We start from the raw sequence: 14947 nt of genomic DNA, 5'->3' as shown, positions 1-14947 counted from the left end.
AAATTTACGCCAAATTTAGAATTTGCAGTGGTAAAGATAGGAAAGTTGGAGTTAGGGGAATTCCCCTTGCTTTTGGCCCCCATGGAAGATGTCAGTGATCCTCCCTTCCGGGCAGTATGTAAGCAAAACGGAGCAGATCTCATGTACACGGAATTTATCAGTTCCGAAGGCCTTATCCGCGACGCGGCCAAGAGTGTACAAAAGCTGGATATTTTTGATTATGAGCGTCCGATTGGAATTCAGATTTTCGGCAACGAAATCGAATCCATGCGGGAAGCCGCTGCAATTGCTGAAGAAGCAGGCCCCGATATTTTGGACATCAATTATGGATGCCCGGTGCATAAAGTAGCCTGTAAAGGAGCCGGTGCAGGCATCTTGTTGGACATTGACAAAATGGTCTCCATGACAGCCGAGATTGTCAAAGCCGTAAAAATCCCTGTTACCGTTAAAACTCGACTGGGATGGAGCCATGACACCATACGAATCGTAGAAGTTGCAGAAAGATTACAGGATGTTGGGATACAGGCTATCAGTATCCATGCACGTACCCGACAGCAAATGTATAAAGGGGAGGCAGATTGGAGCTATCTCAATCTGGTCAAAGACAATCCCCGCCTGAAAATCCCGGTATTTGGTAACGGGGATATTGACTCCCCTGAAAAAGCTGCTGAATACAAAGCCAAATACAATGTGGACGGAATGATGATAGGTAGGGCATCGATTGGCTACCCTTGGATATTCAACGAAATCAAACATTACCTGGCTACTGGAGAGAAACTCCTAGCTCCAGACCTGAATGAGCGACTTGCGGTTGCGAAAAAACACCTGGATTTCTCCGTGGAGTGGAAGGGTGACAAACTGGGAATTTTGGAAATGAGAAGACATTACACCAACTACTTTCGGGGAATGCCAAATTTCAAGAGTTTCCGAACCCAAATGGTCACCGCCGAAACCTATGAGCAGGTTTTGGAAATCATGGAACAGGTCTCGGAAGTCTATGCCGATTATGAATTTTAAATCAATAAATGACCAAACCTCAGAAAATGAATTCTGAGGTTATTTTTTCATCCATTTTTTGCTGGGGAATTGCTTCTTTTGCGAATTAGTTATCCAACCTGCCTTTATTTCATGAGCTCACATCCATCTGAAAACACCTTAAAAAACTGGGGATTTCTAATCGTTTTGGCTTTGGTATGGGGAAGCTCCTTTATTTTAATCAAAAGAGGACTGACAGTTTTTTCTCCGGGGGAATTGGGAGCCTACAGAATTGTGGCTGCAGCGACCTTTCTTCTACCTCTTTCTCTTCCAAGAGTCAGGAGAGTGAATAAGAAACAGGTTAAAAACCTGATCCTAGTGGGTTTGTTGGGGAGTTTTATTCCGGCCTTTCTATTTGCGAAAGCCCAAACCCAACTCAGTAGCTCTTTAACCGGAGTTCTCAATGCCTTGACTCCTCTTTTTGTGGTTTTGGTTGGAGCGATTTTCTGGAAGTCCCGAATCACCCGAAGGAATGCGCTGGGACTGGCAATTGCATTTGCGGGAGTAGTTGTACTGGTGGCTGTCAAAGAGAATGGAATGGGTGCATTGACAGAGATCAACACCTATGCATTTTTTGTACTCCTAGCCTGTTTGTGTTATGGCTTCAATCTAAACCTAATCAAATTCAAATTTGTAGAACTGAAACCTATCGAGATCACAGCCATTTCCCTGCTTTTGGTTTTACCGGTTGCCCTGATCTATTTGATGGCCGGCACCCAATTCTCCTACAAGCTAATGACCGTTGATGGAGCGTGGAAAGCTTTGGGCTATGTAAGTTTACTGGGAATCATGGGCACCGCCCTTGCTTTGATTCTTTTCAATATGATGGTCAAAACAGCCAGCCCTGTTTTTGCGAGTTCAGTCACCTACCTTATACCAATAGTAGCCATCATGTGGGGAGTTTGGGACGGAGAAGTATTACTTTTCGGGCATTATCTGGGAATAGCCGCTGTGATTTTGGGAGTCTGGGTAGGCAACAGGAAGTAATTCTCAAAGCCTTTAAGGCAATCAGTTCATTCGCTTTCTCCATGCGAATGCAAGCATCGGCAATTGCTGATAGCTTTTGATCCCAGCAGCAACACCCTGGCTTTTCAAAAACACATCATTTGCCTTTCTGCTCAACTCCAGAGAAATGGGCGGATATTTAGCATTCAATTCCTGTATGGAGACTATGTCGTTGCGGATCCCCGGGTCCAGAGCTTTTAGCCATTCTTTAAATTCCTCCGGAGCCATAGTTGAAAAATCGCGAATCTGATACAACAACAATCTCAAATGCCCTGAATATTTCAACAAGGGGTCAGTGGAATTCGTACAAATTACCCATGCAATGAAATTTGCTTCCCCTTCATTGGTAATACCGTAACTGTGGGCCATTTCATGAGCTATTGTAAAAGGCTGTTCTAAAACATGCAGTGTCGGATCTATATAGCTTTCTCCGGTAAAGGGAAAATAAATACCAAGAATCCCCATTCTCCTCATAAATCCCGGAGGGGGAAAGAGCTTGGTTCTTGGCTTTCCGGTAAAGTTCAATCCCAATAGATCCAGGTTTTCACCCATATTTTGTCGCACCAGTTCTTCCAATTGCCCATAGGACAAAACATCTAGAATGGCACTGGAATCCGCACTAATCTGACTTCTAAACTGCCTTGCAAGCCTATGGGTAATTGATAGCTCTTCCTTGATTTCCTCAAGTTCCAGAGATTGCGGTTTCAAGCCTAACTGTTTGATAATAGAAGTCCGCTGGTAATTATAGCCCCAAAGCATCAAAAAGAAGAAAACCAAAGCACCGGCCCAGTTCAAAAGGGATCGAACAGAAAAAACCAGTTTTGATTTTGCCCCGGACTTTTTATTCCACTGAAGAAAAAAGCGGCCTAAAATCAGAAACACTGCCAGTATAAAAAGATAAACACTGGGAAAAGGCAACTTCCCCAGTGTCATATCTATCACATTCCGGATTCCCGGAAAGAAAGTTCTTGAATAAATTTCATCTGTGGCTTCAGGAAATTGAACTGCCAGGAAACGAAGCAAAAGAGCAAATACACCCAATATTGTCCAGGACCAGTCTCTTTTTCCCATGAAAAACAGATTAAATACCTTCTGCTTGTACCTCTTTGACTTCAGGTAGCATTCTGGTCAGCAAATTCTGAATCCCAGCTTTCAAGGTAATGGTACTGGAAGGGCAACCAGAGCATGAGCCCTGAAGCAAGACCTTCACCACACCATCCTGAAAGGAGTGGAATACAATTGCCCCGCCGTCTTGTTCCACTGCAGGTCTGATATACTCATCCAGGATTCCTTTGATTTTTTTTACGATTTCGGAGTCATTTTCATCAAAGAGCGGGTCCTTGTCAAACACCACCTGAACTGCTTTTTTGCCGGACTCAAGGTATTGTTTTATATGGTCACGTATGATGGTTTGTATTTCCGGCCATTCTACTTCCTCGGACTTCGTCACAGTCACAAAATTGGAAGCAATAAACACGCGCTGAACCGCTGCGAAATTGAACAACTCCTGAGCAAGCTGACTAGCCTGTGCACTTTCTGCGTCTGGAAAGTCAAAGCTTACCCCATCATCCACCAGCATAAAGTTGGCTACAAATTTCAACGAATTCGGATTGGGGTTGGCCTCCATATAGAGGTGAACTGGTCTGGCTTGTGCTTTTAGCATGATTCAATCAATTTTTGAGATAGAAACCCATTCAAGCGCTAGAAGTTCCAGAAAATGACATTTTCCATTAGAAAATTTACTTCAGAGGATAGCCTTTAGCCGCATACCAAATCCCGCCATAAAGGTGCTTCAAGAAATCCGGATCCTGATAAGCAGCCTCCACGTGGCCCAATGCAGTATAAAATACTCTTCCACCGTCAAACTCATGATACCAAGCCATGGGATGGTTTTCACCGTTTCCTTTGGCTACCTGATAGGTGGATTCATCGGCATTCAACAGCACATTGATTTTCGGATTGATTTCTTTGAATTCATATAATTCATCAGTCCAAAGCCAATTTTTTGGCAAATGCCAAGTAGACGGATGATTTGAATCTTTGACTTCAAGTCTCAAAGTTTGCTGTTTTGGATGAGCCAGGAAGTAGGCGCCAATCATCTGATTATACCAAGGCCATTCGTATTCTGTATCCGTAGCAGAATGGATCCCCACTACACCTTTTCCACTTTGAACGAACCGCTGAAAAGCAGCCTTTTGATCTTCGTTGAGAATGGTTCCCGTGGTACTCATCAGGATTATCACATCGAATTTGGATAGATTCTCATCAGTAAAAAAATTCGCATCTTCAGTCGTATGGACATTGAAAACATGGGTTTGACCCAGTTTTTTCAAAGCTACTACCCCATCTGGAATAGATTGATGCCGAAAACCGGCTGTTTTGCTAAAAACCAAGGCGCGAAATTGTTGAGCCGATGCCTGTCCCATCAGGGAGAAGGCTAGAAATAAGCCAAGTAATGTGACTTTAAGCTTCATAGGAAATGGGTTTGATTGTTGATTAAATATGTTTGGTTTGAAAATACAAAATTCAATCACACTCCCCCATTCTTTTATTTCATCGGTTTAAAATGTATAGAAACTCCCACAGGATTAGAGCCTTTCTACCAATTCCCGGATAACCCGAGCCATCACAGGCTCAGCCTTTGCTGCTGCCTCCAGCACGTCTTTAATACTAACCTTCTTGATTCTTCCCTCCACTCCTATATCCGTGATTGCAGAAATACCAAAAACTTCTATCCCCATCTGATGTGCAACCAACACTTCTGGAACCGTACTCATTCCGACAGCATCCCCACCGATTATTCTCAGGTATTTGTATTCTGCTGGTGTCTCCAGATTGGGACCGGGAACTCCCACATAAACACCGGTGTGTAGCTTATATCCCAATTCCTCACCAATCTCAAGGGCCTTTTGAATCAAGGGCTGTGAATAGGTTTCGCTCATATCCGGGAATCGCGGACCAAACTCCTCCGGATTGATTCCTCTTAGTGGATTTTCGGAAAAAAGGTTGATGTGATCACTAATGATCATTACGTCCCCGATTTCTTGTGCGGGATTTAGTCCTCCGGATGCATTGGATACAAACAGACGTTTCACTCCAAGTTTTTTCATCACCCGAACAGGGAAAGTAACCTGCTTCATGGAGTAGCCCTCGTAATAATGAAAACGGCCTTTCATTGCCATGACACTTTTCCCTCCCAAATTTCCAAAAATCAGTTTTCCAGAATGGCTTTCAACAGTGGAAACAGGAAAATGAGGAATATCTGAATAATCGATTTCCAGTTCCGGTTCAATTTGCTCTCCCAGTTTGCCCAAACCAGTACCCAGGATGATGGCGGTCTCAATGGGTTTGGAATAAAGATTTTTAATAAAATCAGTGGCTTCAGAAATTTGAGTCAGGTAATTCATAATCAAAAACAGGTATGCACAAATATAGGAATATTGGGTCAGCTTCGAACTTTTAGCCCCCGCTCCTTGTATAGCATTCAGAACAAATTAAAAATGATAAAGATCATCGTTGGAACCAACCGGAAGAATTCAGTTTCAAAAACAATCGCCCAGATCTATCAGGGGATTTTAAAGGAGCGTGAAGTTGAATCCGAAATTCTGGAATTGGAGCAGTTACCTGCTGATTTTATAGAAACGGCCCTTTATGAAAACAATGGAAAAAATGAGGCCTACAATGAATTTCACAGAAAAATTGCCGAGGGCAAAAAGTTTGTATTTATCGTTCCCGAATACAACGGTTCCTTTCCTGGGATCCTAAAAACCTTTATTGACGGGATGACCTATCCCAATACTTTTAGAAACAAAAAGGCCGCTTTAGTCGGCCTTTCATCAGGAATTGGCGGGGGTGGCATCGCTTTGAGCCACCTCACCGACATTTTCCACTATCTGGGAATGCATGTCCTTGCTCTTAAGCCTAAACTTGCCAAAATAGAGCAAAATATGTCAGATAACCTGCTCACCAACAGGTTGTATTTGGAACTGCTGCAAACCCAGGCAGACATGCTGCTTGACTTTTAGGACTTAGTCCACATTGTCATGCAGGAATCTGTTATTTCCTAGAATCTCATTATCATCATTGATATTGAACTTGCTAATGGAGTTCTCTGAACTGTGCTCAGGTTCGTTCAATGTCACATTCTTTCTTAGATAAGCCGGAACTTCCAGCTTTTCTTTCAATTCCTCAGGAGTAGGATTGTAAGATCGAGATCCTTTCAGCTTTTCAAAACGCTCATGAGCTCTCTGAATAGCCTTTTGCTTCATTTGCTCGTAGTAATCGTTGGCATATACAGGAGCAGCAGGCTCTGATTCTTTTGGAAGGTTATTTTCCTTTTTCTCTTCCTCCTCGTACAGGTCATGAACAATTTTTTCAGGCTGGATAGGCTTAGCCTCAATTCTTTCCTCCTGCTTTTTTGTAAAGTCAAAAGTAAATGAGCTCTCAGTTCTTGGCTTTTCAGGAGCCGGAGAAGGATTCACCTCTTTGTTTACCGGAACATTTGGAGTATTGAACACGAAAGTAGTTCCATTGCTTACCGGCTCTTCCTTTACTTTCTCGCTTTTTCCAGAATCTAAATTGATGACAGTTTTTACAGAGTCAGGCTCTTCTTCAGTCTGAACGGATTGAGTCACTGGAGCTGCAGGGATGGGAGCTGGAGTGCTTACTGTATTGTTGTTTTGCAAGGGGGCAGAAGCTCCCGCAAGTTTGTCCATTTCAAAACCAGTAGCAATCACAGTCACTCGGATAGCAGAGCCCAATTCCGGATCTATACCCTGTCCAAAAATCACCTCAGCATTGTCTCCTGCTTTTTCCTGGATGTATTCGGTGATTTCACTCAATTCATCCATTGAGAGTTCTTCGTCTTCTCCAGACATGATAGAAAGCAAGATTTTCTGAGCTCCTTTGATGTCCACATTGTTGAGCAATGGAGAAGAGATCGCAGCGTCTGCAGCACGGATGGAGCGTCCCTCTCCTTCCTGAGTAGACGAACCCATTACAGCTGCACCGGCATCCTTCATCACGGTTTTCACGTCTTCAAAGTCAACGTTTACATCTTGGTGGATGGTGATGATTTCTGCTATGGATTTGGCAGCAGTAGAAAGGATATCATCTGCTTTTCCGAAAGCTGAACGAATGGCCAAGTTGCCATAAATTTCTCTCAATTTGTCGTTGAGGATCACCAATACCGTATCGCAGTTTTCGCGCAATGACTCTATTCCGTTTTGGGCTACGGTCATTTTCTTTTTCCCCTCAAACATAAAAGGAGCTGTCACGATACCTACGGTCAAAATATTGAGCTCTTTGGCGATTTTAGCAATAATAGGAGCTGCACCGGTACCGGTACCTCCACCCATTCCTGCGGTAATGAACACCATCTTGGTATTATCCGCTAATAACTCGCGGATTTCATCCTGAGATTCCAAGGCGGCATTTCTGCCTTGTTCCGGATTGGCACCGGCACCTAAACCTTCGGTCAGGTTGGCCCCGAGCTGAAGTCTCAAAGGAACCGGGCTTGATTTCAAAGCCTGTGCATCTGTGTTGACTACCACAAATTCCACATCCTTGATCCCTTGGCTGAACATGTGGTTGACGGCATTAGAACCACCACCACCAACGCCAATTACCTTGATAATCGACTTTTGATTCTTTGGAAGATCAAATCTGTAATCTTTCATGTTATCTGACATATTTATTTATTTGGTGAATTAGTTTTCAGGTTTTTGTTAAAAGCAGGGTATAAAAGGGAAATAAACAGCAAGGCCATTTATCTCCCCCCAATCATAAGCCCTAGTAATAATTGTCTTCTCCTATATCCTCGTGGATAATCTTTTTGAGCTTATCCCCGATTTCTCGGAATATATCTTTTGGATTAAATTCCTTTCGTTCGCGTTTGGCTGCAGTTCCATTTCCTGCATTTGCCACACGTTTCTTATAGCCTTCCTCCCGATCATCCAAAGCCTTGAATCCTGCCAATACAAGACCAACGGAGGTAGCATACATGGGGCTTTTCACGTCCTCCACTACCGATTTTCCGAGGTGCTCATTTGGATACCCTATTCGGGTATCCAAGCCTGTTAAGTATTCGAACAATTGACTTACAAACTGCAACTGAGCGCCTCCCCCTGTAATCACAATTCCTGCGGCAAGCTTTTTATAATGCCCACTCTGCATAATTTCGTTTTGAACGATCTCGATGATCTCCTCCATTCTAGCTTGAATGATGGAGGCCAGATTACGGATGGAAATCTCCTTTGGAGGACGGTTTCTCAAACCGGGAATAGACACAATTTCATTTGGATTCGCTTCTTCGGCGATAGCTTTTCCGAATCGGGTTTTCAAAAGCTCTGCCTGATTTTGCATCACCATACATCCTTCTTTGATGTCTTTGGTGATGATATTTCCTCCAAGAGGAATCACAGCGGTATGACGGATGATATTTTCGTAGAAAATGGCCACATCGGTGGTTCCCCCTCCGATATCAACCAAACAAACGCCTGCTTCTTTTTCCTCTTCACTCAATACAGAAAGTGAACTCGCAAGAGGTTCTAGGATCAATTGCTGGGAAGTGAGCTCCGCCCTGCGTACACAGCGGTTGATATTATTGATAGCGGTGGTTTGGGCAGTGATGATGTGAAAATCAGCTTCCAGGCGTGAACCGGACATTCCCACAGGATCCTTGATTCCCCCTTCATAATCCACCGTATAGGCCTGAGGCATTACGTGAATGATGCGGTTGCCCGGAGGCACCAAGATGTTCTCCATTTCTGAAGAAAGCCTACGGACATCTTCCACTGTAATCTCATCCTCAGTAGGTGGACGCATGATGCTTCCACTTTGGATTTTGCTTTGAATATGCTGACCGGCAATGCCTACAATCACCTCACCGATTTCCACATCTGCCATTTCAGATGCTTCATCGACTGCTTTTTGGATGGCATGTACCGTCTTGTCAATATTGGTTACGACACCACGGTCTACTCCGTCAGAGACAGCCTTACCCATCCCAAGGACCTCGAGTTTTCCGTACTCATTTTTCCGACCTACAATGGCACAAATCTTCGTTGTTCCGATGTCAAGTCCTACTATTAGTTTTTCGTTTTCCATACCCAAGCTTTTATTCACAAACAATTTGATCCTTAAATTTTACGCTTACCCTTTTGTAGGCATCCCAGCCTTTCCGGGGCAATATTTCCTTATAGAAAATCTGAATTCTCTCAAACTTGTCCTCCAGATCCAACGCATCTCCAAACTCAATCACCTGTCGCCCTACTTGTTGGTGTAGTCGAATATCTGTGGTTGAGTTGAGTTCCACTTCCGTGATCTGGGCATTCCAGAAATCATCCTCCGTGATGTATTTGATCAATTCCATCACCTCTGGCATTTCGACTTCCACATTTCCTTTCTCAATCATGCGCTCAGCCAGTTTCCCTTCCAGTATCAAAACCCGACTCGTGTAAGAAGGAGAGGTAGGAATCACCTTACCTTCAGTGGTGATGTAACCATCCGAAGCATAAGGCCTTGCGATCCTTGCAATTGGCTGGTATTGCTGAATACTAACATTCAGTATTCCTTTCTGGCCGAGGGTTACCTCTGCAGACTTGACAAATGGATGACCAGCGATTCGCCTTTCAAGTTCTTTAAGCGGAACTTCTTCCAACATCAATCCTACCTTAAGAGATGGAAAGGCACTTTTGATGATCTGTTCAATCTCCTCTTCCTCGACAAAATAGACGCCACTTACCCCTTTGATCGAAATCTGTGTTCCCTGGTAGGTCTTGTACAAACTCTGCTTTTCAACAAAGCCAATGAATCCTACCAGAATGGCGGAAAGCAGGAGAAAAGCCATTGATTTTTTCAACCTTGCCTTTTTCATACTGCTTCTGAGTTTAGTTGACTACGCATCCAATCAGCTATCCCTGGAACCAATCGATCAATATCCCCTGCCCCCAAAGTCACCAGGACTTCTGGAGATGATTTTTCCAAATAGTCCATTAATCCTTCTTTCGATTCAAGAACTTTTTCAGAAACCTTGATATCCTCCATCAGCATCGCTGCGTTCACTCCCGGAATTGGAAGTTCTCGGGCAGGATAGATATCCAACAATACCACTTCATCTGCCAGGGACAGGCTTTCCGAAAATCCTGTAGCAAAATCACGGGTTCTAGAAAACAAATGAGGCTGAAAAACCACCGTCAATTTCTTCCCGGGGAACATAGCTCTTATCGAACTCAAACAAGCCCTGATCTCTTCGGGATGGTGGGCATAATCATCTATGAAAACCCTTCCTCTCTCATTAATATGTATTTCAAACCGTCTTTTCACCCCTCTGAAGGAGCTAATTCCAATACGAATTTGATCTTCGGAGATTTGATGATCCAAGGCTATTGCGATTGCAGCAAGCGCATTTTCCACATTATGAAATCCCGGAATAAATAACTCGAGCCCTTTGATTACTTTTTTTCCATCCAGGTAGTCAAAAACAAATGAACCTGGTTTGGCTTGTATATTTTCTGCATGAATTCCACTGGATCTCAGCCCGTAATGTTTCACACGGGACTTTGGTAGGCTTTCTTCCCCGAGCCTAAAGGAGGCATTCTCCTGGATATACAAATATCCTTTCTTGTCAAGGAGATGGATGAATTCTCTGAAACCATCCAAAATGGTGCTCTCATCACCATATATATCCAAATGGTCAGGATCAGCACTAGTCACTACGGCTTCATTCGGGTGTAGTCTCAGGAATGAGCGGTCAAACTCATCCGCTTCCACCACCACTACTGCTTCCTTGGATTTCTTATTGCTTAGGATGAGATTGCTTTGATAGTTTTGAGTAATCCCCCCCAAGAATGCAGTCACTGGCTTACCTGCAGACTTAAACAAATGGGCTATCATGGAAGATGTGGTGGTCTTACCGTGAGTTCCTGCCACTGCAATGGTATAATGTGACTCAGTAAGCATACCCAGTACCTCTGAGCGCTTTTTGAGATTAAAGTGGTTTTCAACAAAGAAATTCAGCAGTTCGGAATCCTTAGGAATTGCAGGAGTCCAAACGACCAGTGTATTGGATTGATGATCCAAAATTTGGCTTGGAATTGTAGCAATCTTATCCTCAAAACTGATTTTCATCCCCTCAGAGGAAAGTTGATCGGTCAGCACAGAAGGCGTACGGTCATACCCGGCAATAAAATATCCCTCATGACGGAACCAGCGGGCCAAGGCACTCATGCCAATACCCCCGATTCCAAGGAAATACACATATTTTACACCTGCCAAGCTCATGCTATCAGCTTTTCTAATTCATTTATGATGGCTTCAGCCGCCTCCGGCTTTGCCAGTTTTCTTATATTCTCTCCCAAAGAAGTCGCCGTTTCTGAATCAGAAAGCAACTCATCGGTTCTGTTTTTTAATTGCCCTACAGCTTCGGAATCCGAAAGCATCCAAGCTGCATTGTGGCTTACAAAAGCCTCGGCATTTTTTGTCTGGTGATCCTCTGCGACATTGGGAGAGGGAACGAAAATCACCGGTTTTCCTACCAGTGAAAGTTCAGACACAGACAAGGCCCCTGCTCTGGAAACAATCACATCTGCTGCTGCATAGGCCAAATCCATTTCTCGGATAAATTCCCTTAAATGGATATGCTTCAACCCAGCAGACTCAGTTGCTTCCAACATTGCCTTGAAGTAAAATTTCCCGCACTGCCAAAGCACCTGGTAGCCTTCTTTGTCAAAACTTTCCATATCCTTCAAAACCGCTTGATTTAAGGTTCTCGCTCCTAGAGAGCCTCCCAAAACCAATACGGTTTTTCTATCAGGATCCAGTCCAAAATATTCCAGGGCCTTTTCCCTTTTTCCTTCCAGATTCAGGATGTCTTTCCGAACCGGATTTCCGGTGTAGGCTATTTTTTCAGCCGGGAAAAATCTGTCCATATCAGGATAGGCAACACATATTTTCTTAGCTCCTTTGGCTAGAATTTTATTAGTCAATCCGGCATAGGAATTTTGCTCCTGCACCAGAGTTGGTATTCCTTTTCGCTGAGCCGCATACAAGACAGGCCCACTGGCATAGCCTCCTACACCTACCACGACATGGGGCTTAAAGTCTTTCACAATACCGAAAGCCTTTTTCAAGCTTTTGAGCAATTTGAATGGGAAGCTAAGATTTGCCGGACTGAGGCTCCGTTGAAGTCCTGCCACAGGCAGACCTACAATCTGGTATCCTGCTTCCGGGATTTTCTGCATTTCCATTTTGCCCAAAGCACCCACAAAGAGAATCTCGCTGTCCGGATGATGCTCCATCCAGGCATTGGCAATCGCGATTGCCGGGTAGATATGTCCTCCGGTTCCTCCTCCGCTGATCAACAGGCGATATGTCTCTTTCTTTGCGATAGCTTAAGCAGTTTTAAGTTTTGGTTTATTGGCCATGGCTGAACCAGCCTGCATTTCATCCTGATGGTCTCCCCTGCTTACACTGAGGATAATTCCCAAGGCAATCCCGGTAAATACCAGGGATGTCCCTCCCATACTCAGAAGCGGTAAAGGCAATCCTGTGATTGGACCCAGACCAACCGCAACGGCCATATTGACCAAAGCCTGTATGACCAAGGCAAAACTAAGTCCGGCCGAGAGCAGGCCTCCAAATGCCTTGTTTGAATTGGCGACAATCCTCATACCCCTGTAAAGCAATGCCAAATACAGGAACAGCACCGCTATTCCTCCAATCATTCCATATTCCTCGATAATGATGGCAAAGATGAAATCCGAATACGGGTGTGGGAGCGAATTCCGCTGCTCGGAGTTACCAGGACCTTTTCCGGTAACACCTCCGGTTGCAATCGCGATATAGGATTGTTCCGCCTGAAAGGGCACGTCATCCTTATCCATAAAGGCTTCAATTCTAGAAACAAATGTCTCTCCCCTCTGTCCAAGGAAAACCGCTGAAGTCAAACCCAAAACTCCAACCATGACCACCATGACCAAATATTTCATCGGTACCCTTCCGATAAACATGATGAGCAAACAAGTACTCAATAGAAGAATTGCCGTAGACATATTGGCCAAGGCGATGAGCAAACAGATAATTCCAATGGCAATGATGATGGGGAGGAAGGTGTTTTTAAAATCCTTGATGTTGTTCTGGCGTTTTGCCAACATGGCTGCCAAGGCAGAAATCAAAGCCAGTTTCGCCAAATCGGAAGGCTGGAAAGCCTGATTGATCACCGGAATAGTCAACCATCGGTTGGCCTCATTGATATTGGATCCAAAGAGATAGGTGATCAGCAACAATGGCATGGATAGATACATCGCAAGGCGTGCGTATAATGCATAGCTGCGATAAGGAACCTTATGAGCAAGCCACATTACCGTCAGGGAAACAAATACCAATGTGGCGTGTCTGAAAAGATACAATTCCGTATTCCCTCCGGCATATTTGTATGCCAAGGACCCCGTGGCCGAATAAACCACCAGAATACTGAAAAGGGAAAGCAATATCACGATGCCCCAAATAATCGGGTCACCCTTGAAATGCTCATCTATCCATGTCTTAAACTGGTTCATGCGTTGATATGGGATTTCAGATTTTCAACCGCAGCCCTAAACTGGTTACCACGATCTTCGTAATTCTTAAACAAATCGAAGCTTGCACAGGCAGGAGACAAAAGCACTACGTCCCCGGGCTTTCCAACTTCAAGCCCCCATTTGACTGCTTCCGCTATGTCTTGGGTTTCCTTTAGCTCTGGAACATTTGCTCCAAAAGCCTTCTTTAATTTTTCATTGTCTTTACCCAAGCAGATCAGTGTCTTTACCTTTTCTCTAACCAAAGGGGTGAGGACACTGTAATCGTTACCTTTATCCACACCTCCTGCTATCCAGATCAGTGGGCCATCAAAACTTCCCAATGCATAAAAGGTGGCCTCCACATTCGTCCCTTTGCTGTCATTGACAAACTTTACACCTGATACTTCCCGGATCAGCTCCAAGCGGTGCGGAGCATTTTTAAAGGACTTAAATCCCTCAATTAATTGTTCCTGACTGACTCCTGCCAGAACAGCAGCGGTGGCCGCAAATAGGGAGTTAAGTACATTATGGGTCCCTGGAAGGGGCAAAGCCTCCTTCTGTATTTCGACGGTCTTATCACCTGCATGAACTACCAACATTTCACCATTTTCAAATCCCCCCCTATCTGATGCAGATTTCAGAGAAATCTTGTATTGTGTGGCCCTGATTTTCCTACCTTTCAAACCTTGCAAAGTCAAGGGATCCTCAGCATAGTAAATCGCCTGACCTTTGGAAGTCATGTTTTTGAACAAGGACATCTTGGAATTGATGTAATTCTCAATTTTGTAACCATAGCGGTCCAAGTGATCCGGAGTGATATTGGTAATCATCGCAATAGTGGGTCGAAAGCTCAGCAACCCGTCTATTTGAAAACTACTGCACTCAATAACCCACCAATCGTGATCTCCTTCTGTCAACTGTGCAGCCCAACTCTGTCCTACATTTCCGGCAAGCCCCACATCCAACCCTGCGTTTTTCATCAGATGGTAGGTCAACAAAGTAGTAGTGGTTTTGCCGTTGGTTCCGGTAATGGCTACCACTTTTCCATTACTGAACATAGCCGCGAATTCAAGTTCATCAATGACCGGAATCCCTTCTTTTGATGCCATTTTGACGATCTCGGAACTTTCAGGAATCCCAGGACTTTTGATTATATAGTCAGCACTCAGAATCCGTTTTTGGGTATGCACTCCTTCTTCAAAAGGAATCCCCATATCCTGGAGTTTTTCCTTTCTTGCATCCTGGATTTTTCCGGCATCTGAAACGAAAATGGCATAGCCAGCCTTCTTGGCAAGCATTGCTGCTCCCAATCCAGACTCTCCTGCTCCTAGTATGGCTATGTTTTTCAT

At 44.2% G+C, this 14947-nt stretch carries 14 protein-coding genes; 3 read left to right on the top strand and 11 right to left on the bottom strand.

The genetic code is table 11. The features are described from left to right. The first annotated feature begins 27 nt into the window (after positions 1-27). Positions 28-1017: a tRNA dihydrouridine synthase DusB gene (gene dusB / locus P2G54_RS03240; protein ID WP_275868135.1), complete on the top strand. Its 990-nt coding sequence runs from the start codon at positions 28-30 to the stop codon at positions 1015-1017. A 111-nt stretch (positions 1018-1128) separates the two neighbouring features. Further along, positions 1129-2022 (top strand): DMT family transporter, encoded by an 894-nt coding sequence (locus P2G54_RS03235; protein ID WP_275868133.1) that lies wholly within the window; start codon positions 1129-1131, stop codon positions 2020-2022. 21 nt (positions 2023-2043) lie between these two features. On the opposite strand, the gene P2G54_RS03230 is transcribed toward P2G54_RS03235, so the two are convergent. The 4 genes from P2G54_RS03230 to P2G54_RS03215 form a co-directional block, all read right to left on the bottom strand. Continuing rightward, positions 2044-3111 (bottom strand): DUF3810 domain-containing protein, encoded by a 1068-nt coding sequence (locus tag P2G54_RS03230; RefSeq protein ID WP_275868130.1) that lies wholly within the window; start codon positions 3109-3111, stop codon positions 2044-2046. Positions 3112-3121: 10 nt separating this feature from the next. Then, positions 3122-3703, bottom strand: a complete 582-nt coding sequence (locus P2G54_RS03225; protein WP_275868128.1) for a NifU family protein — start codon at positions 3701-3703, stop codon at positions 3122-3124. A 76-nt stretch (positions 3704-3779) separates the two neighbouring features. Next, positions 3780-4514 (bottom strand): ThuA domain-containing protein, encoded by a 735-nt coding sequence (locus P2G54_RS03220; protein ID WP_275868126.1) that lies wholly within the window; start codon positions 4512-4514, stop codon positions 3780-3782. A 114-nt stretch (positions 4515-4628) separates the two neighbouring features. After that, positions 4629-5447 (bottom strand): purine-nucleoside phosphorylase, encoded by an 819-nt coding sequence (locus P2G54_RS03215; RefSeq protein ID WP_275868124.1) that lies wholly within the window; start codon positions 5445-5447, stop codon positions 4629-4631. 93 nt (positions 5448-5540) lie between these two features. Between P2G54_RS03215 and P2G54_RS03210 the strand changes: the two genes are divergently transcribed. Beyond that, the gene (locus P2G54_RS03210) at positions 5541-6065 is read left to right on the top strand and encodes an NAD(P)H-dependent oxidoreductase (protein WP_275868122.1); all 525 of its coding nucleotides are present in this window, start codon (positions 5541-5543) and stop codon (positions 6063-6065) included. Positions 6066-6068: 3 nt separating this feature from the next. On the opposite strand, the gene ftsZ is transcribed toward P2G54_RS03210, so the two are convergent. The 7 genes from ftsZ to murD form a co-directional block, all read right to left on the bottom strand. Then, complete coding sequence (gene ftsZ, locus P2G54_RS03205; protein ID WP_275868120.1) at positions 6069-7718, bottom strand: cell division protein FtsZ; 1650 nt, start codon at positions 7716-7718, stop codon at positions 6069-6071. Between the two features lie 112 nt (positions 7719-7830). Continuing rightward, on the bottom strand, positions 7831-9147 hold the full coding sequence (gene ftsA, locus P2G54_RS03200; RefSeq protein ID WP_275868118.1) for a cell division protein FtsA: 1317 nt from the start codon (positions 9145-9147) through the stop codon (positions 7831-7833). Positions 9148-9157: 10 nt separating this feature from the next. Then, a complete protein-coding gene (locus P2G54_RS03195; protein ID WP_275868116.1) occupies positions 9158-9916 on the bottom strand; it encodes a cell division protein in 759 nt (252 codons plus the stop codon). Beyond that, on the bottom strand, positions 9913-11322 hold the full coding sequence (gene murC / locus P2G54_RS03190; RefSeq protein ID WP_275868114.1) for a UDP-N-acetylmuramate--L-alanine ligase: 1410 nt from the start codon (positions 11320-11322) through the stop codon (positions 9913-9915). The genes P2G54_RS03195 and murC overlap by 4 nt, the downstream gene beginning before the upstream one ends. Continuing rightward, a complete protein-coding gene (gene murG, locus P2G54_RS03185) occupies positions 11319-12428 on the bottom strand; it encodes an undecaprenyldiphospho-muramoylpentapeptide beta-N-acetylglucosaminyltransferase (protein ID WP_275868441.1) in 1110 nt (369 codons plus the stop codon). Before murG ends, murC begins: the two co-directional genes overlap by 4 nt. Positions 12429-12431: 3 nt before the next feature. Next, positions 12432-13598 carry an FtsW/RodA/SpoVE family cell cycle protein gene (locus tag P2G54_RS03180; RefSeq protein WP_275868112.1) on the bottom strand — a complete coding sequence of 389 codons (1167 nt, stop codon included), beginning with the start codon at positions 13596-13598 and terminating at the stop codon, positions 12432-12434. After that, the gene (murD, locus tag P2G54_RS03175) at positions 13595-14947 is read right to left on the bottom strand and encodes a UDP-N-acetylmuramoyl-L-alanine--D-glutamate ligase (protein ID WP_275868110.1); all 1353 of its coding nucleotides are present in this window, start codon (positions 14945-14947) and stop codon (positions 13595-13597) included. Before murD ends, P2G54_RS03180 begins: the two co-directional genes overlap by 4 nt.

It is taken from the genome of Algoriphagus sp. CAU 1675 (genome assembly GCF_029222925.1).
GTDB lineage: Bacteria > Bacteroidota > Bacteroidia > Cytophagales > Cyclobacteriaceae > Algoriphagus.
Note: the sequence above shows the minus strand (reverse complement) of the source record. Positions and strands in the feature narration are given on the sequence as shown.